The organism is Armatimonadota bacterium (assembly GCA_016869025.1).
Lineage (GTDB): Bacteria > Sysuimicrobiota > Sysuimicrobiia > Sysuimicrobiales > Humicultoraceae > VGFA01.
Map to the genome: position 1 here is coordinate 1 of VGFA01000004.1, position 17,007 is coordinate 17,007.

18 protein-coding genes and 2 riboswitches are annotated in these 17,007 nt (G+C 68.1%); of the genes, 1 reads left to right on the forward strand and 17 read right to left on the reverse strand.

What is annotated here, in order from left to right; all coding sequences use genetic code 11:
* Nucleotides 1–84 precede the first annotated feature (84 nt).
* The 11 genes from FJX73_03735 to FJX73_03785 all read right to left on the reverse strand — a co-directional run bounded on the left by FJX73_03735 (nucleotide 85) and on the right by FJX73_03785 (nucleotide 9,278).
* A complete protein-coding gene (locus FJX73_03735; GenBank protein ID MBM3469885.1) occupies nucleotides 85–288 on the reverse strand; it encodes a hypothetical protein in 204 nt (67 codons plus the stop codon).
* 317 nt (nucleotides 289–605) lie between these two features.
* Nucleotides 606–860, reverse strand: a complete 255-nt coding sequence (locus FJX73_03740; protein MBM3469886.1) for a hypothetical protein — start codon at nucleotides 858–860, stop codon at nucleotides 606–608.
* Complete coding sequence (gene thiD, locus FJX73_03745; protein MBM3469887.1) at nucleotides 812–1,645, reverse strand: bifunctional hydroxymethylpyrimidine kinase/phosphomethylpyrimidine kinase; 834 nt, start codon at nucleotides 1,643–1,645, stop codon at nucleotides 812–814. The genes FJX73_03740 and thiD overlap by 49 nt, the downstream gene beginning before the upstream one ends.
* Nucleotides 1,642–2,847 carry a thiamine-phosphate kinase gene (thiL, locus tag FJX73_03750; protein MBM3469888.1) on the reverse strand — a complete coding sequence of 402 codons (1,206 nt, stop codon included), beginning with the start codon at nucleotides 2,845–2,847 and terminating at the stop codon, nucleotides 1,642–1,644. Before thiL ends, thiD begins: the two co-directional genes overlap by 4 nt.
* Nucleotides 2,801–3,433, reverse strand: coding sequence for a thiamine phosphate synthase (gene thiE, locus FJX73_03755; GenBank protein ID MBM3469889.1), 633 nt, complete (start codon nucleotides 3,431–3,433; stop codon nucleotides 2,801–2,803). The genes thiL and thiE overlap by 47 nt, the downstream gene beginning before the upstream one ends.
* Nucleotides 3,434–3,447: 14 nt before the next feature.
* Entirely contained in the window at nucleotides 3,448–4,308 is an 861-nt protein-coding gene (gene thiM, locus FJX73_03760; GenBank protein MBM3469890.1) for a hydroxyethylthiazole kinase, read from the reverse strand.
* Nucleotides 4,309–4,310: 2 nt separating this feature from the next.
* Nucleotides 4,311–4,814 (reverse strand): energy coupling factor transporter S component ThiW, encoded by a 504-nt coding sequence (thiW, locus tag FJX73_03765; GenBank protein MBM3469891.1) that lies wholly within the window; start codon nucleotides 4,812–4,814, stop codon nucleotides 4,311–4,313.
* Nucleotides 4,815–4,851: 37 nt separating this feature from the next.
* Nucleotides 4,852–6,321 carry a sodium:solute symporter gene (locus FJX73_03770; protein ID MBM3469892.1) on the reverse strand — a complete coding sequence of 490 codons (1,470 nt, stop codon included), beginning with the start codon at nucleotides 6,319–6,321 and terminating at the stop codon, nucleotides 4,852–4,854.
* A gap of 65 nt (nucleotides 6,322–6,386) precedes the next feature.
* A riboswitch (TPP riboswitch) is annotated at nucleotides 6,387–6,510 on the reverse strand.
* A 107-nt stretch (nucleotides 6,511–6,617) separates the two neighbouring features.
* A complete protein-coding gene (locus FJX73_03775) occupies nucleotides 6,618–6,974 on the reverse strand; it encodes a hypothetical protein (protein MBM3469893.1) in 357 nt (118 codons plus the stop codon).
* Nucleotides 6,975–7,290: 316 nt separating this feature from the next.
* On the reverse strand, nucleotides 7,291–8,382 hold the full coding sequence (locus FJX73_03780) for a hypothetical protein (protein ID MBM3469894.1): 1,092 nt from the start codon (nucleotides 8,380–8,382) through the stop codon (nucleotides 7,291–7,293).
* A 146-nt stretch (nucleotides 8,383–8,528) separates the two neighbouring features.
* Complete coding sequence (locus tag FJX73_03785) at nucleotides 8,529–9,278, reverse strand: SDR family oxidoreductase (protein ID MBM3469895.1); 750 nt, start codon at nucleotides 9,276–9,278, stop codon at nucleotides 8,529–8,531.
* Nucleotides 9,279–9,396: 118 nt separating this feature from the next.
* Here FJX73_03785 and FJX73_03790 point away from each other — a divergent pair, with 118 nt between their 5' ends.
* A complete protein-coding gene (locus FJX73_03790) occupies nucleotides 9,397–10,503 on the forward strand; it encodes a DNA polymerase IV (protein ID MBM3469896.1) in 1,107 nt (368 codons plus the stop codon).
* On the opposite strand, the gene FJX73_03795 is transcribed toward FJX73_03790, so the two are convergent.
* From FJX73_03795 to FJX73_03820, 6 genes are read right to left on the reverse strand one after another with little or no spacing between them, the layout of a single operon-like run.
* Nucleotides 10,487–10,960, reverse strand: a complete 474-nt coding sequence (locus FJX73_03795; GenBank protein ID MBM3469897.1) for a peroxiredoxin — start codon at nucleotides 10,958–10,960, stop codon at nucleotides 10,487–10,489. The genes FJX73_03790 and FJX73_03795 overlap by 17 nt on opposite strands.
* A gap of 35 nt (nucleotides 10,961–10,995) precedes the next feature.
* On the reverse strand, nucleotides 10,996–12,963 hold the full coding sequence (locus tag FJX73_03800) for a molybdopterin biosynthesis protein (protein ID MBM3469898.1): 1,968 nt from the start codon (nucleotides 12,961–12,963) through the stop codon (nucleotides 10,996–10,998).
* 19 nt (nucleotides 12,964–12,982) lie between these two features.
* The gene (locus FJX73_03805) at nucleotides 12,983–14,560 is read right to left on the reverse strand and encodes a molybdopterin molybdenumtransferase MoeA (GenBank protein MBM3469899.1); all 1,578 of its coding nucleotides are present in this window, start codon (nucleotides 14,558–14,560) and stop codon (nucleotides 12,983–12,985) included.
* A complete protein-coding gene (locus FJX73_03810) occupies nucleotides 14,557–14,850 on the reverse strand; it encodes a hypothetical protein (protein MBM3469900.1) in 294 nt (97 codons plus the stop codon). Before FJX73_03810 ends, FJX73_03805 begins: the two co-directional genes overlap by 4 nt.
* Nucleotides 14,843–15,208 (reverse strand): MoaD/ThiS family protein, encoded by a 366-nt coding sequence (locus tag FJX73_03815; GenBank protein MBM3469901.1) that lies wholly within the window; start codon nucleotides 15,206–15,208, stop codon nucleotides 14,843–14,845. The genes FJX73_03810 and FJX73_03815 overlap by 8 nt, the downstream gene beginning before the upstream one ends.
* Nucleotides 15,094–16,839 (reverse strand): aldehyde ferredoxin oxidoreductase, encoded by a 1,746-nt coding sequence (locus FJX73_03820; protein ID MBM3469902.1) that lies wholly within the window; start codon nucleotides 16,837–16,839, stop codon nucleotides 15,094–15,096. The genes FJX73_03815 and FJX73_03820 overlap by 115 nt, the downstream gene beginning before the upstream one ends.
* 42 nt (nucleotides 16,840–16,881) lie before the next feature.
* A riboswitch (molybdenum cofactor riboswitch) is annotated at nucleotides 16,882–16,990 on the reverse strand.
* Nucleotides 16,991–17,007: the final 17 nt, after the last annotated feature.

Here is a 17,007-nt window from a genome sequence, read left to right on the forward strand (position 1 = left end):
CAGGCCGTGGCCGCTTCCCACGGCGGCCTGGATCAACCGACCGCAGATCCAAACGACCACGAAGGAGGTGTGGCGACCGGGAGCCTAATTCACAAAGGAACTTGTCTCAGAGGTGTTGACACGTTCCACAAGTGCTATGGTATCAATGCCAGGGCCGCATCCAACATCAAGCACTTTGTGCCCTGTTTGAATGTGCATACGTGCATATGTGCGTTGCTTGAGTTGTTTGAGAAACGCTCCAGCAACCTGAAGATATTCTTGGTCAACATATCCTTTGGGTGTAGCCATGAAATGTTCCTCCTCTGCCCTGGTGGGCAGGCTAACAAGAAATGGACAGACCTGCCTAAACCCCCAAACACAGCAAGCCCTGCAGTCTAGCACCTACCACCATGTTCTCCCTGATCCCGCTCGCTTCCTTATGAGCCGAGCCCGCGACCCCCTACCCGCCGCCGCAATAGACAGATCTGCCCATTCCATCCTTCACCGACCTGGCGGCGGCCCCCGCACGCCGCCCGGCTCTTGGCCCGATTATCGCGCGCTGATGATACTCCCGCAATCCTGGAGATGCCTCCACGGGCCGCCGCCCCACCGGGTCTGGCCGCCCCCTACACCCCGGTGAACCGATAGAAAGGGCTCAGAGCCGCCCCGGGCCCCCGGTTCAGCACGAGCGTGTAGATCATGGTCGTGCTCACATCCCGGTGGCTGAGGAATTCCTGGACCGTGCGAATGTCGTGCCTGTCCTCAAGCAGGTGTGTGCCAGACGAATGGCGGAGTGACCAATGGGCCCGTGACAGAAGGGCGGCGCCCGGGCCTAGGTGGGATCTGGCTGGTGGAAGGTTTCGCTCATAGGCCGGCGCAATACCACAGCCGGATCGGCAGGCCCGTGTCCCCTTCCGATCGGCAGGCCGGCCGAGATCGCCGCGGTGATGAGCTCCTTGGCCCGGGCGACCGCGTCGGGCACGGCAAGTCCCCTCGCCAGGCCCGCGGCGATGGCCGCGGAGAAGACACAGCCGGTGCCGTGGGTGTGCCGCGTCGCCGCCCTGGGAGCGGCGAATTGCCGGAACGTTGCGCCGTCGTAGAGAAGGTCCACGGACCGGTCGCTGTCCTGGAGGTGCCCGCCCTTGACCACGACGTACCGTGGCCCCATCGCGCCGATCGCGCGCGCCGCTTCCTCCATCTCGGCGAGAGTCCGGACGGGCCCGCCGACCAGCACGCCTGCCTCATGCAGGTTGGGCGTCACGACCTTGCACAGCGGAAGCAGCAGGAGGCGCAGGGCCTCGGTGGCCTCGGGCCGCAGCAGCGGCGCGCCGCTCTTGGAGATCATCACCGGATCCACAACGAGGCATCTGATGCCCCAACGCCGCACCGCGCCTGCCACCGCCTCGATGATCGCCGCGTTGGATAGCATCCCGGTCTTGGCGGCATCTGTTCCGATGTCGCTCATGATCGCGTCTATCTGCTGGACCACAAACTCGGGCGGCATCTCGACCACGCCGGTGACTCCAGTCGTGTTCTGAGCGGTGAGCGCGGTGATGGCCGACGTGCCGAAGACACCCATCACCGTGAAGGTCTTCAGGTCGGCCTGGATGCCGGCGCCTCCGCCCGAGTCGGAGCCGGCTATGGTCATCGCGCGCGGAACCGTCATCGGAGATCTTCCTTGAAGTGTGTCCATCCACCTGGATCCAGCTGCCGCACCAGCCCACCCTCATCCACGACGATACGGCTCGTACCGTGCCCGGTGAACTCGCCGACCACCGTCGCCGGAGTGCCGGTCTCCTCGACCAGGCCGCGCAGCACCCGGTCGGCGTCCTCCGGCGCCACAGCGAAGAGGAGCTCGTAGTCCTCGCCGCCGGCAAGCGCCAGGTCTAGCGCGTGGCTGGACCCGGCCCGCGTACCACCAGGAGCTACGGCCGCGGCTGCGGCCATAACTGCAACAACGTCGGGATCCGCTGGCACCCTTCCGGCGTCCAGGCGCACGCTCAGACCGCTGGCCTCGCACAACCGCCATAGGTCGAGCAGCAGGCCATCGGAGATGTCAATCATGGCCCGCACCGCGCCGGTCTCCGCCAGGGCCCGGCCTTCACGCAGGCGCGGCCGGGGACGGCGCTGCGCGGCCAGGAGGCGGTCGAGCGCAGGATCGTCCGGCGTGTCGCCCAGCCCCTCAAGCACTGCCAGCCCCGCGGCCGCCCTGCCCAGGGTGCCAGTAACCGCCAGCAGATCGCCGGGGCGCGCGCCGACGCGACGTACTAGCAGTTCGGGCGCGACCTCACCTAGCAGCGCCACGTCCACCACGACGACCGGCGCCTGCGCCAGGTTGCCGCCGACGACGGCGACGTCCGCCTCCCCGGCCATCTCCAGCAGGCCGTCGTAGAGTCCATCCACCCAGGCAGCCTCCAGGTCGCCGGGCAGCATGAGCGAGACAATCGCGTGCTTCGGTACGCCGCCCATCGCCGCGATATCGCTGGCGTTGATGGCCAGGGCCTTCCAGCCGGTGTCGGCCGCCGCGCTGGTGGCGCGCCGGAAGTGCACGTCCTCCACCAGTGCGTCGGTGGTCGCCAGGACCAGGGCACCGGGTGTCCACCGCAGCGCCGCGGTGTCGTCGCCTATGCCCAACACCACATCGCAGCGCTGCCGACCATCGCCGGCCACCGCCTCATCGCGAGGATGCGTGCCGGCGCGAGCCCCGCGGCCGGCGCGTGCGACCCGCGCGGTGATGCGCTCCAGCAGCACCAGTTCGCCCAGGTCGGAGACGCGCACGCCAGAACCAGCCCTCCGAGGGCTATCATCGGAGATGCGCGGGCTATCCCCGGGCCGCACGCACGGCCTCCAACAGGCGGCGCGTCGCACCGGCCACGTCGTCTGCGCCGACCACCGCCGAGATCACCGCAACCCCGTCGGCGCCGGCACGAATCGCCTGGGCGGCATTGTCGTAGGTTATCCCGCCGATGGCAACCACCGCGATCCCCACCGCCGCCCTGATCCGGGTCAGGGGCTCGACCCCTATCGCCTCGCCTGCGTCCGGCTTGGAACTGGTTGGAAAGATGCTGCCCACACCAACGTAGTCGGCGCCCTCGGCCTGCGCCATCAGCGCCTCCTCGACCGTTGCTGCTGAGGCGCCGATGATCTTCTCCGGCCCGAGCAGGCGGCGCGCGTCAGCCACCGGCAGGTCGTCCGGCCCCAGGTGCACACCGTCGGCGCCAACGGCCAGCGCGATGTCAACACGGTCGTTGACGATTAGAGGCGCGCCGGCCCTTCGCGTGATCTCAAGCAGCCGGCGCCCGGCCTCAACCACCCGGCCGGCGGACCACACCTTCTCACGCAGTTGAACCATGGTCGCGCCGCCGGTCACGGCCGCGGTGACGAGGTCCTCCAGCAGACGGCCGCGGCCGAAGGCGCGATCGGCGATGACGTACACGCTTGGATCAAAACCCATCGGACCGAAACGCATCAGCCCTCCCTCACCCGTGCCGCCTGCCGGAGTTGCTCAGCTGTCAGATTGTAGAGCGCGTCCAGCAGGGCCGGGGTCAGCGTGCCAGGGCCGCGCGCGTGTGCAGCGGCGATCTCTGCCGCCACGCCGAAGCACGCTAGTGCCGAGGCGGCGGCCAGCAGAGGTCCCGTACCGTCCGCATATGAGCGGGCGGCCGCGCAGAAGGCCCCGATCACCCCGGTGACCATGCACCCTGCCCCTGGGATCGCGGCCAGCCATGGGTGCCCGTTCTCGACGACCAGAACGCGGCCGGCGCCGGCGACGTAGTCGCACGCGCCTGTCACCGCCGCGACAAGGCCGCGCTCGCGCGAGAGCGCCGCGGCCAAGGCGGCCGCGTCACCCGCGCCACCCGCACCCGCCGATCCCACCGCCGACCCCGCAGAACCCACCGATTCCACCCCGCGGACGAACCCGCTCCGGCCCAGCAGCGCCGCGGCCTCACCAGGATTGGCGCGTACAACTGTCACCAGCAACTCATCGAGCAGGCGGCCGGCCGCGACCGTGCGGTAGCGCGTCGCGCCGGCGCCCACAGGATCCAGCACGATGGGAATACCCCGCACCGTCGCCACGCGCCCGACGGCAAGCATCGCCTCGAGGCGCTCCGGAGTGGGTGTCCCCAGGTTCAGCACCAGCGCGTCCGCAGCAGCGGCCACTTCCTCCGCGTCATCTCCTGCCATCGCCATCACCGGCAGCGCGCCGACCGCACGCGTGGCGCTGGCCACCGCCTGCATCGTCACGAAGTTGGACAAGTGGTGCACAAGCGGGCGCTGCTCGCGCACAGCTGCCAGGAGCAATGCGGCGCGGTCGCCTAGGTGTGCCATCGCTACCGCGACAACCTCCCGGCTGGCGCTGCCACGCCCGCGCGCTCCAGGGCACGCAGGATCAGAACCCCGAGTATCGCGCCCGGAATGCTGCTAGCCAGGAACAGGTATGCGAGCGTCCCCAACGGGATGGCCTTCCCCATCAGGGACGGCGCCACAAGCGCGGCGCCGACCGTGGCTCCGACCACCACGGTTCCGACCGGTTCGAGCAGGCCAACCCAGGACCGGCGCCAGAGCATGTGGGCGAATCCTACGACCAGTGCACCGGGTATGCCTCCTGGAAACGCCAGCAGCGTGCCGACGCCGAACTGGTTGCGCAAGATCGCGGCCACGGTGGCGGCGAGCGCGGCGTACCAGGGCCCCAGCAGAACCCCTGCGATCGCATTGGTCATGTGTTGCCAGGGCAGTAGCTTGGCGCCTGCCACGGGGATGGACCCGGGCACGAACGAAAGCACCACGGGCAGCGCCGCGAAGAACGCGGCAAGAACCAGCTTGCGTGTGGACACTTCTTTGCCTCCTTCTTCTATCCTGTCTTCTATCCTGTCATGGATCAGGTCGCTTTCCGGCCTCGGTGCCGGACTGTCCCGCAAGCGGCCGCACCAGCGTCCGAAGCCGCTCCAAGTCGAACGGCCGGCCGGCAAACGCCAGCGCAGTCGTAATCACCGCCGGCACGGACGCGGCCAGAGCAAACGACGTCAGCAGGTGGCCGCGCGTGAAGCCCGGGTTCGGAAAGAAGGCAACACCGGCGGCCAGACCGGCCAGCGCGCTGACCATCGCCGCCGCTCCGCTGAAGCGCGGCGCGTACATGCCCGCGAAGACCGGCACCATTGCCGCGGCGCAGACCAGGTCGGCGACCAGGAACAGGTAGAGGACGCTGTACCCGCGCGAGGCCACCGCGATCGCCGCGACGGCCAGCGCGACCGTGATCAGGCGCGACCATCGCAGGAGCGGCGCAGGGCCGGCCGCCGGACGAAGCCTGGCCAGGTCCGAGGTAAACACCGCGGCCAGCCCGTTGAGCAGCGTGTCAATGCTGCTCATCGCCAGCGCCACCGCCAGCACCAGTACGGTGAGCACCAACCAGGCCGGCGCCACACCCAGCAGCAGGCTGAAGAACGCTACCGACGGCACTTCCGCGCGGCCGCTGGCGACCGCGACGATGCCCAGCAGGCCGGGCAGGGCCACAATGGGCACCACAACCGCGGCCGATGCGAGGAGCGCATTGCGCAGGACCCGGCTGTCCCTGGCGATGTAGACCCGCTGCCAGTAGCCCTGGTGAAAGAGGTTGGCGGCCAGGATCGCGATCACGAACGTCACGGCGGCCTCGATGCCCGGACGGTGCCCCGGCGAGAGCAGCGCCGGCGCGCCGCTGCGCACCTTCTCGAGCACTGCTCCGCCGCCGCCCATCGCCACCACCACGCCCGAGAGGACCACCACCAGTAGCGGCATGATCACCGCTGCCTGGATCCGGTCGGTGAAGACCGTGGAAGGCAGTCCGCCGTAGGCGGTGTAGGCAACGGTGGCCAGGCCGACCAGCGCCGCGGTCAGTGGAAGCGGCGCCTGCGCCACCTGCCTGACCGCCAGCGCAATCCCGGTCGTCTCGGCGGCCAGGAACACGAACATGTAGAAGAGCATCACCCCCAGGGTCAGGGCATACATCCCCCTTCCGTACCGCAGCCACACGAACTCGGTCAGCGAGTGCCCGCAGGGCATCAGCGCCCGCATCCTCCGGCCGAGCGGGATGAGCGCCAGCATCGGCGCCGCGCTCCCTAGGCCGTAGCCGACCAGCGCGGTCAGCCCGCCCCAGGTACCTGCCTCCGCAGGGCTGTAGAGGATCCATGCGCCCATCGCCGAGGCCACGAGCGTCGTCGCGGTCGCGCTTGTACCGGCCGAGTTCCGATCGCTGATGTAGTCCTCGATCGAGAGGCGCCGGGCGCGCGCGTGGACGACACCGGCAAGCGCGAATCCCAGCGCCGCGGCGATAACCAACGCTATGGCGACGATCCCACCCGACATCCTGCACCCTCGCCAAGCCGCCTTCACAAACCGGCGGCCGCCTTCCCGTCCAGGGCTGGCGGCCACGACCTTCTGCCCTACTTCCCCACGCCAGCATTATCTGGATCGGGTGTATGGGGTCTGCGACAGCGCCGTGTACGGGAGGTCGCACTCTCAGCCCGGCTCGCCCGAGCTCCCCCAGAGGATCGCTATTGAACTGCTATGTCTTACTATAGCCCGGGCGCCATCTGCTGGCAATCGCGCCAACCGCACGATGCTTCCCACGCGTTGAGCCAGCGGGCGGAAACGCTACCCGCTCAATATCCCGGCCAGGGTTCGATCCCCAGGGCGTCCAGCCACGCCGTCACCAGCTCGAAGGCGCGGCGCTGTTCGATGGCGCGCTCTTCTGGGTCTCGGACTTCGTTGAAGTCCGCCACCCAGCTGGGGCCGGCATGTTCCACCGACAAGAACTGCCGTCGGATCTTCCCCAGCCCTTCCCGGACCAACCCGTGGGTGAGGCGCGGGCGAAAGGCCTCGGCCAGCTTCAAGAATCCAACCGGGAAGTAGCGCACGCAGTACAGAATGTCGTAAGCATCCTTCTCTTTCAGACGACCAGCCAGTGCCATTCCCTTCATCACCAGAAACGGGACAACACCGGCCACACTCAATACCACGCGGTCCCGACCACTCCCGGGGAGAGCTCCGTCAACGGTGACACTAACCGTGTCCGCAAAAGCAAGGTCGCACCCCCGAGTCTTCCTCGCCCTTGCGTCCTGCACCGGCACATCGCGGAAGAACCTAAATGGCTGCGTCGGGTCCTGACGATAGCCACGGGCCTGCAGGGCGCGAAGGATGGTCAGGTACGACTCCTCATGGCACCCATCCCCCCACAACGACCATGTTTCCCCGGAACTCACCCATTACGTGCACCAGTTCTATGAGGACGGCCTTGCATGCCTCGACCGCGTCAGGCGAGTAGTCCCCCCCGCGTCACCATTGCGGTCGGAGCCTCTGCTCTAGCAGAAACTGCGCCGCCTCTTCACCACGGCCCTTGTATCCTGCGAGGTCCAGGTAGAGTTGCACGTCACCCACCACGACGTCTCTGCCCACCTTGCGCACGCCGTACAGAAGCCCGTCATCGTATGGCCGCAGGATCGTGAAGTTCGCGCCAGAGGGTACAGGTTTCCACCCAAGGCGCTTGGCCAGTCCTTGGGGATCTGTGACCACATACGAGAACCCTCGCGCATACCGCGCGAAGGGAGCCACTCGGGCTGCTCCCGAGAAGAGCGCCAGGGCATACCGGATGTCGTTGCCCGCGCAGTAGCGGGTCAGTTGCTCCTCCAACTCGGGAGGATCGCCCGGCCCATAGCAATCCAAAGACTCACTCCTGCGGTATGAGTAGTTCGCCGCCCACTGCCGGAGGAGTTCCTCCGGCTTGGTTAGCCTCAACCCCTTGTCCTGTTCCTGGCCGTACTCGAGGTCGAGGAACCGTTGCTTCACCTTGAATGCCAGGCCAATACTTACTCCGGCCTGCAGGGCGAGGGTTTTCACCCGCCAGGGGCACGTCACGTCTTCTAGAAGCACTCGAAGTACGCGGCTGGCTCTAGCAGCAAAGAGGGAGCGTAGCGGACGCCGCTCTAGCCGTGGGTTGGGGAAGTTTCGGTACTCGATGAATACCTTTCCGAAGACGAGGCGGCAGTTGCCCGCCAGGTCCACAAAGCCGACCCCCGCTTCCCGGCAGATCTCCCCGGAGCTTTCACTGATATAGGGGGCGGCGACCACGGGGTAAGTCCGCTGTTTGTCGAAGGTGGCTGCCCGCAATTGTTGGGTCGCGATTCGGATGAGCCGGGGCTCTCCACTCCCTTTCACCTCAACCAGCACTTGCCACCGCTCACCGTCAACCGCGATGTTGAGCGCCAGGTCCCGCCTGCTGCCTCCATCCCGTGCATCGCTCTGCCATCCTTTGAGGCGGATGAAGGGGACCTTCCCTAGGAGGCCCTGGAGGCGCCCCTTCACTTCAGAGACCAGGGCTGTTTCGAGACCTCGAGCGGTTTCGCGGTTCGCGATAGTTTCGCTGTTCATGGCGGTTTCACTCTACTGGGCTCTTTCACCGGTTGGTGAAACAATACTATCCAGTGAAGCCGAAGTCAAGAGGTGGCGTGGCCGCGCGAGACACCGCCGTTGGAGACACCGCGGTTGGGGGCACCGACGCTGGGGCGCCTCCCTATCTACGCCGCCGACAGCCCGCCGTCCACCAGGAGCGCGGCCCCGCTGATCCAGGAGGCCGCGTCCGAAGCGAGAAACAGAATCGCCCGGGCAGCGTCCTCCGGCGTCCCCAGGCGGCGCAGCGGGTAGGTCTGGATGACCTGCGCGCGATGCTCGGGCGTCCACGTCTCCCAGGAGTCGCGGTTCAGGTCGGTCGGCACAAACCCTGGGCAGACAGCGTTGCAGCGCACGCCGTCCGGGCCGTAGCGCACGGCGAGCGAGCGCGTCAGCGCGGCGACCCCGGCCTTGCTGACATCGTAGGCAGGGGTGCGGCCTGCGGCAGAACGGAACGCGAGCACCGAGGACACGTTGACGATCGCGCCCCGGCTCGCGATCAGAGCCGGCAGCGCGTACCTGCAGCAGAGGAACACCCCGCGGAGGTTGACGGCCATCAGATTGTCCCAGCCCTCCGGCTCCTCTTCGAGGACGGGTCGCCGGTGGATCACGCCCGCATTGTTGACCAGGACGTCCAGCCGGCCGAACCGCTCGAGCACTCTGGCGACCATACGCCGCACGTCCTCCTCAAGCGCGACGTCGGCCTCGATGAAGAGCGCGTCGTCGCCGAGCCCGGCGACCGAGCTGCGGCCGCGCTCTGGATCCCGTCCCGCAACCGCCACGCGGGCCCCCAGCTCCAGGGCCAGTCGCGCGGTTGCGAGCCCAATCCCGGCCGTGCCTCCGGTGACGAGCACCGTCTTCCCGTCGAGCCTGATCATCTACCTTCCCTCCTCAATCAGAGACGCGCCACCGACATTCTCCATCCTCATGGTAGGAACGCGCCACCGAACACCGCGAACCGTTCACGGGAGAACGAAGGCGACCCCAGGGGTGCCCATGACCGGCCGCACTATCCTGCACGTGGACATGGACGCGTTCTTCGCCGCGGTTGAGCAGCTGCGGCGGCCCGAGCTGCGCGGACGCCCTGTCGTTGTTGGCGGAAGAGGCGACCCGAGCCAGCGTGGGGTGGTCTCCACCGCTTCCTACGAAGCCCGCCCTTTCGGTGTGCACTCGGGCCTGCCGCTGCGCACCGCCTACCAGCGGTGCCCGCAGGCCGTCTTCCTGCCGGTGGACTTCCAGGCATACAGGGAGGTTTCCGAGCGGATGCACGCGATCCTGCGTGGCACCGGCGCCCGCGTGCAGTCGCTTGGCCTGGACGAGGCGTTCCTCGACGTCACCGACCTCCCGGAACCGGGCGAGGTCATAGCCCGAACCATCCAGGAGCGCATTGCATCCGAACTGCTGCTGACGGCGTCGGTCGGCGTAGGGCCGAACAAGCTCGTGGCCAAGATCGCCTCGGGTCTCAACAAGCCGGCGGGTCTGACCGTGATTGCCGAAGGAGACGTGGAAGCGCGCCTCTCACCGATGCCCGTCACCATCCTGTGGGGCGTCGGGCCCAAGACCGGGGAGCGGCTGTACGAGACCTTCGGTGTGAAGACCGTTGGCGATCTGGCCGGCATTCCGGAGGAGCGGCTGCAGGAAGAGTACGGGCCGCGCGTCGGCGCCCACCTGTACCGCATTGCCCGCGGCATTGACGAGAGCCCGGTCCAGACTGAGTGGGAGCCCAAGTCGGTCAGCCGGGAGCACACCTTCCAGGTGGACCTGCGCCGGCCGGAGGTGATGCGCGAAGCGGTCGCGCGGCTGGCTGGCCGGGTCGCGGGCGACCTCAGTGAGCAGGGCTATCGTGCCGCAACGGTCACGCTCAAGGTCAGGTTTGCCACGTTCATCACGGTGTCGCGCTCATGCACGCTGTCGGCTCCGACGGACGACCGTGCGGCGATAGCGGAGGCCGCGGTGGCCCTTCTCAACAAGGTAACCTTGGACCGCCCGGTGCGCCTGCTGGGCGTGCGGGCGGCGAAACTGACGCCGGCGGTTGTCCAAGCCCCCGCGGCTACCCCAGCGCCGGCGGTTGTCCAAGCCCCCGCGCCTACCCCAGCGCGCTGACCGCCTGCTCCACTGCGTTGTAGTCCGGCTCGGTACCCTGGGTGGGAGCGACCCACCTGTACCGCACGGCGCCGTCGCGGTCGAGCACGAAGACCGACCTCATGGCGACCCCCGGCAGCAGCCCGCCGGCGAAGTTGGGGTCCTCGATGCCAAAGGCGCGAACTGCCTCCCGGTTGAAGTCCGACAGCAGCGGGAAGTTCAGGCCGTGCTGGTCGGCGAACGCCTTCTGCGCGAAAGGCGTGTCCACGCTGATCCCGATGACCCGCGCCTCGAATGCGTTGAACGCGGCCATCGCGTCGCGGAGGGTGCACATCTCCCTGGTGCACGTCCCGGTGAACGCACCGGGGAAGAACGCCAGCACGACCGGCTTTCCACGCAGGTTGCTGATCCGTACGGCCTTGCGATCGTAGTTGATAAGCGTCGCATCAGGTGCCTGATCGCCCACCTCGACTGCCACGAGTCCACCCCCTTTGACTCTGGCGTGCTCAGCCGCTATGGCAGGACCCGTATCCGCGTGCCGGTCGCCGACAGATCGTATCCGCCCAGCGCGGCCACCGCGTGCTTGAAATCGTCGCGGTCCAAGACCTCCAGCACGCGGCGGACCGGATGCGCAGCCATGTGCTCTTCCAGAATCGCCAGGTCGAACCGCTCGCGCGCCACCGGAACGAACTCCAGCCCCATGGCCCTTGCCGCTGCCAGAATGCCGAGCCCTGCATCGGCCGCACCCGAACCGACCGCGGCTGCGGTTGCCATGTGGGTGTAGACCTCGCGGTCATATCCATAGATCTGGTCGGGAGCCAGGCCGCAGCGGCGCATCTCGTAGTCCAGCAGCAGCCGCGTACCGGCGCCGCGCTGCCTGTTGACGAAGCGCACATCAGGTCGGGCAAGATCGGCGATGCTCCCTATGCGCTTCGGGTTGCCGGGTTGAACCATCAGCCCCTGCTCCCGGTGGGCAAGGGTGACCAGCACCACGGGGCGGCCCGGCAGGTACTGGCGGACGTAGGGCACGTTGTACTCGCCCGTGGCCTCGTACAGCAAGTGCACGCCTGCCATGTGCGCCTCGCCGCGGCTCAGCGCCAGCAGCCCGCCCAGACTGCCGACGTGCGCCGATGTGAGCGATGCGCCGGGATCGGCGCGGTGCAGGAAGTCGGCCACCACGTCCAGCGCCACGTCGTGGCTGCCCACGACCAGTACCGCGGCCTCGATCGCGGCCCTGGGGCGCCGCAGCTCGATCTCCACCTCTTCGCCGGCCTCGATGCCCTCGCTTGTCCGCGGGATGACCAGCATCCCGTCCGCCCGCACGAGCGAGGTCACCAGCCCTGCGCCCCGGCCCAGCGGCGCGGCCACCATTCGGCCGCCCACCCTGCCGGCGGTCACGCGCACGAACTCGTCCACGCCCATCGTGGAGTGCACCTTGCGCACGAGCGTGGCGCGCAACCTCTCCCGCTCCGGCGGCGCCAGCCCCAGCAGTCCGTACACGATCGGCCTTGCAAACAGATCGAAGGTGAGCATGGCGGAGACGGGGTACCCGGGCAGGCCGATTGCCAGGCGGCCGCGCACGATCCCAAGGATCACCGGCTTGCCGGGCCGGATCGCCACGCCATGCACAAGCACCTCGCCCATCTTCTCGAAGACCATGGCGGTGTGGTCTCGCTCGCCGGCCGAGGCGCCCGCGTTGACGACCAGCAGGTCGCAGCCCGCCTCGGTCCCGGTCGCGGCTCGGGCCCCGGCTGCGGTCCCAACCGCCGCCTCGATCGCTGCGGCCAGGCGCTCGGGATCGTCGGGCACGATTGAGTGGCGAAAGGCCTGGCCGCCCCAACCCGCCACCTCCGCGGCAAGCATCGCGGTGTTAAACTCGGGCACCTGGCCGGGACGGAGCGGACCGGCGGCATCTGCCACCTCGTCTCCCGTAGGTATGAGCACAACCCGCGGCCGCCGCCGGACCATCACCGCTGTCACACCGGCGGCCGCCATCGCGCCCACGTCCACGGCGCGGATGAGGTGGCCTTGGGGAAGGAGCAGTTCCGTCGCGATGATGTCTTCCCCGACAGACCGAACGTGCTGCCAGGGCACCGCGGGCGCCAGGATCTCAAACGAGCCCCCGACATCCCGGATCTCTTCGACCATCACCACCGCGTCCGCGCCCTGGGGCATCGCATCGCCGGTGTTGACGGTCACAAAGCGATCCGGGGGCAGCAGGATCGGCGTGGTCTCCGAAGCCCCGAAGGTGTCCTCCGCGCGCACCGCGATCCCGTCCATCCCTGCCGCGTGGTAGTGCGGCACGGAACGCGCGGCGCAGACCGCCTCTGCGGTGACGCGGCCGCAGGCATCGGACGCGTCAACCGTCTCGGCCGGCACCGGTTCCAGCAGGCCGCGCGCCCGCAGCGCGCCTGTCCAGCGGGAGAGCGCTTCTTCCAGCGGGAGATCGGTCAGATAGACACGCCGGCCGGAGCTGCTCACCGGCCTTGCACCCAGACGGTCACGAGGTCAGCATCTCCACGACTACCTCTTCCCCGGATTCGATTCCCTCTACCGGCTCAGGTATCGTCGCAAGCCCTTCCGCTCCCACCATGGTGGAGATCAATCCCGACTTTCCAAGGATGGGTTCTGCCCACACGGCTCCGTCACGCTGGTGAAGCGTGACGCGGAGGTAATCTGTCCGGCCGGGTGCGGAGGCCACGCGGCGGGTGAGACGGGCCTTCACGGATGGAAGCGGGTCGGGTCGCCGCCCCAGCAGCCGGGCGATCATCTCGCGCACGAAGACATGAAACACGACCAGCACCGTGGTGGGATGCCCGGGCAGGCCGACAACAGGCACTCGACCGCACAGTCCCAGCACCGTCGGCTTGCCGGGCTTCATGGCCACCCCGTGCACCAGCACCCCGGGCGGGCCCAGCGCTGCGATCGCGCGGGCAACCTCATCGCGGAGCCCGATCGAACTGCCCCCTGAGACCAGGATCAGGTCGGAGCGCTCCTGCGCCGCGCGCATCACGGCCAGCAGCGGATCGAGCCGGTCGGGAACAATCCCGCAGAAGAGCGGCTCCCCTCCCTCGGCCAGGACCGCCGCGGACAGTGCCGGGCCGTTGATGTCGCGGATCTGGCCTGCCTCGGGCGTTTGCTGGGGTGGAACCACCTCGTCGCCGGTCGAGATGATGGCCACGCGCGGTCGGACCGCCACATCCACGTGCGCGATCCCCAGGCCGGCGAGCAAACCAATCTGAGCCGAGCGCAGGACGGTTCCGGCGGGCAGCACGACAGTGCCGCGCCGCGCGTCCTCACCGGGCCTGATAACGTTCTCACCCGGGCCCACGGGCCGGCGGACCTCGATCTCGGCCGTTGCCGCCTCCGCCGTGGCCATCTCGGCCGTTGCCATCTCCTCCGTGTGCTCGACCATCACCGCGGCGTCGGCACCGGCAGGCAGTATTCCGCCGGTCGGGATGCGGGCGGCCTGGCCCGGACCGAGCGTGAGCGCCGGGAGTTGGCCCATCAGGATCTCCCCGACGACCGTCAGGTAGGCGGGAAGACCCTCGCTGGAACCGAAGGTGTCGGCCGCGCGCACCGCGTAGCCGTCAACGACCGAGCGTGGAAATAGTGGCAGATCCTCGGCGGCGACGACATCCGCCGCGAGCACGCGCCCGCAGGCCGCGGAGAGGTCGGCCGGCGCGGTCCGCGGCCTGGGAGGCGCCCACGCCTCCAGGAACCGCGCCCGGGCCTGGGCCACCGTGCGGATGTGCAGAAACTCCCGCACCTGCGCGCCATCAGGGATCGGCGGGAACGCGCCCGGCCCTGCGCCGCCGGCAATCGGCGGGAACGCGCCTCCCCCTTCGCCGCCAGCAATGGGCGGGAACGCGCCCACCTCGTCGCCCGGCCGCAGGACGTACGAGTCCTCCCGCGCGATTCCGCCCACGAACACCTTTCGCACGGTCCCGGCAGGGATGCCGAGGTGCGCGATGAGGCCGCCTACGGTTGTACCCTCTGGGACGTCAACCTCGAGGGCCTTCCTTCCGCCCGGAACCAGATCCCGGAGCGTCGCGTAGAGCCGTACCGTCACGATCACGGTGGGTCCGTCAACTTGCGGAAGTACTGCCGGTATAGCAGCGCCATGTCGCGTCCGAATACCGCCAGGCGGTCCCCAGGCCGCACGCGTCGGCCTGCGGCCGAGTACTCGCCGTTGAGGAAGAGGTGGCTGACCTCGTTGGGTTCTATGCCAAGCTCCACCAGGATGTCCTGGATGCGGCTGTCATGAGACGACACAACCTGTCTGCGCACCGCCTGAAACGGCGACGGCGCGCCGAACCGCTTCTGCAGCGCGCCATAGATGTGCACGTCCACCGGTTCGCTAGACATACAGCATCCTCATGTCCGGCGGGAAGAGTCCTATCCTGTCTCCGCTCCGAACGGTTTGGTCCGGGGCCGCGGGATCGTAGCGGCCGTTGATGAAGATGTTGCTCACTTCTTCCGGCCCAACACCAAGCGCCTCCATCACCTGGGCGACCGTGCCTTCCTGCAGGTCAACCCAGGCGATGGAAGGCCTCCACACCCCGGATTGCGCGGCCAGACGCCGCAACCTTCCGTACAGATGGACCTCAATCAATAGGCGTGCACCTTGTCCAGATCTTCGTCCGTCACGTCGAACACCGTGTTGTGCGGCGGGAGCGGCTCGTACTTCATGAACTCGGGCAGTCGGTCGTGCGCCTTGGTGAATCCGGCCGCCGCGTTGAAGGCGCGCTCGACCTTGAGGACCTCGATGCCGAGACGCCCGATATCGTCAACCGTCCACTTCGTACCCAGCACCGCCGCGCACGACTCCACCATGCCGGCCAGGCCTTCAGGGATGTCCAGCACGGCGAAGGCGTCGAACAGGCAGTACCCGCTAGTGTCAATGAACGCGGTGGCCGCCTGGAACGAGCGCGACAGCTCGGCCTTCTGGGGGTTGAACGGATCGGCCTTGCCGCCCACGCTGAGAATCTCCGGAGCGATCGTGTAGCCCGACGTGTGGTCGGCGCCCATGGTGCTGGTGGCGTAGGTCACGCCTATGCCCTTGACAGCGCGGGGCTCGTAGGCAGGCATGGCCTGCCCCTTGACCGTGGGCACGCGCACTACGCCAAACGCCCTGCCGGTGGTCTCGGCGCCGCAGCCGATGATGCGTCCCAGCGGCGTGCCTCCCCGCACGTCCTCGTTGAGCAGCTTCTTGGCGCCCTCTGCATCGCCGAACTTGAGCAGGCCGCCCTCCATGGCTACGGCGATCGTGGCGCCCGCCTCGATCGTGTCCAGGCCGACATCGTTGCAGGCCCAGATGAGGTCGGCGATGTCGTCCAGGTTGCCTATCCCGCAGTTGGCGCCCAGCGCCCACACCGATTCGTACTCCAGCACCGAGGTGTGGAACTTGCCGTCGGGGTAGGGGTAGATGTTCGAGCACTGGATGATGCAGCCGGGATGGCAGGGATGGCCCGTGGTCCCAACGCCTCCGCGCTTCTTGACGATCTCGGCCACGGCCTCGCCGCTGATCTGCCCGGTCAGCTCGAACCGTCCGCCGCTGAAGTTGCGCGTGGGATATCCGCCGGCCTCGTTCATGATGTTGGCCAGGACGTTGGTGCCGTAAGTGTTGAGGGCGCCTCCTTTCTTGACGATGTCGTGCTTGAGCGAAGCGTCCGTGAGGGGCTTGATCGCTGCGCGGAAGCGCGTCTGATCGGCGATCTCCACCCCCGGACCTCCCGTGTCGTCAACGACTATCGCCTTGAGCCCCTTGGAGCCCATGACCGCGCCCATGCCGCCTCTCCCGGCGTAGCGGCCGGCGCTGTTCTCAGGGTCGTTGACGCAGATGCCGGCGTTGGTCAGGCGGTACTCGCCTGCCGGCCCTATGCCGATGACCGCCACGCCCTTGCCGTGGCGCTCCCACAGCGTGCGGCAGACCTCGTACATGCCCTTGCCCACGAGGTCGGTCGCCGGGAGGAACTCCGCGCCGTCCTTGTTGATCTTGAGCAGCCAGAACTGCCCGGCCTCCTTGGGATGACCCTCGACGATTATCCCCTTGATGCCGAGTCGGGCTATCTTCTGCGAGGACAGACCCCCGACGTTGGTCTCCTTGATGGTCCCGGTAAGCGGGCTCTTGCCGCCGAACGACGTGCGGCCGGAAGTGGGCGCCGCGGTGCCGCTGACGATCCCCGGCGCGATGACGAGCTTGTTGTTGGGTCCCAGGGGATGGCAGTTGGGCGGGACCTCCCTGGATGTGACCATCGAAGTGAAACCCCGGCCTCCCCAGAGCCGGTAGGGCTCGGGGACTTCCTCGAACGCGGCCTTCAGGTCGGCCATGTTGACCCGAAGCAGTCTGCTCATCGGACTCTCCCCTCCCTTCCTCAGAGTGAAAACAGGAGGCCACCCGCATTGGGGTCGCCTCCTTTGCATACGGCAGGCGGGGGAGTTGCCCCCCTCACCCTATCGCCCGCACCTCCCAGGGGGATGGTGTGGGTCGGAGACGGCTATTGTGGAGCACCTGGCCTATTC

What these genes read in the sequence shown, in the direction of transcription:
- FJX73_03735 (MBM3469885.1), bottom strand. Translation starts at nt 288, where the DNA reads ATGGCTACACCCAAAGGATATGTTGACCAAGAATATCTTCAGGTTGCT.
- thiD (MBM3469887.1), bottom strand. Translation starts at nt 1,645, where the DNA reads ATGACGGTTCCGCGCGCGATGACCATAGCCGGCTCCGACTCGGGCGGA.
- thiE (MBM3469889.1), bottom strand. Translation starts at nt 3,433, where the DNA reads ATGGGTTTTGATCCAAGCGTGTACGTCATCGCCGATCGCGCCTTCGGC.
- thiM (MBM3469890.1), bottom strand. Translation starts at nt 4,308, where the DNA reads ATGGCACACCTAGGCGACCGCGCCGCATTGCTCCTGGCAGCTGTGCGC.
- FJX73_03770 (MBM3469892.1), bottom strand. Translation starts at nt 6,321, where the DNA reads ATGTCGGGTGGGATCGTCGCCATAGCGTTGGTTATCGCCGCGGCGCTG.
- FJX73_03780 (MBM3469894.1), bottom strand. Translation starts at nt 8,382, where the DNA reads ATGAACAGCGAAACTATCGCGAACCGCGAAACCGCTCGAGGTCTCGAA.
- FJX73_03785 (MBM3469895.1), bottom strand. Translation starts at nt 9,278, where the DNA reads ATGATCAGGCTCGACGGGAAGACGGTGCTCGTCACCGGAGGCACGGCC.
- FJX73_03790 (MBM3469896.1), top strand. Translation starts at nt 9,397, where the DNA reads ATGACCGGCCGCACTATCCTGCACGTGGACATGGACGCGTTCTTCGCC.
- FJX73_03810 (MBM3469900.1), bottom strand. Translation starts at nt 14,850, where the DNA reads ATGTCTAGCGAACCGGTGGACGTGCACATCTATGGCGCGCTGCAGAAG.
- FJX73_03820 (MBM3469902.1), bottom strand. Translation starts at nt 16,839, where the DNA reads ATGAGCAGACTGCTTCGGGTCAACATGGCCGACCTGAAGGCCGCGTTC.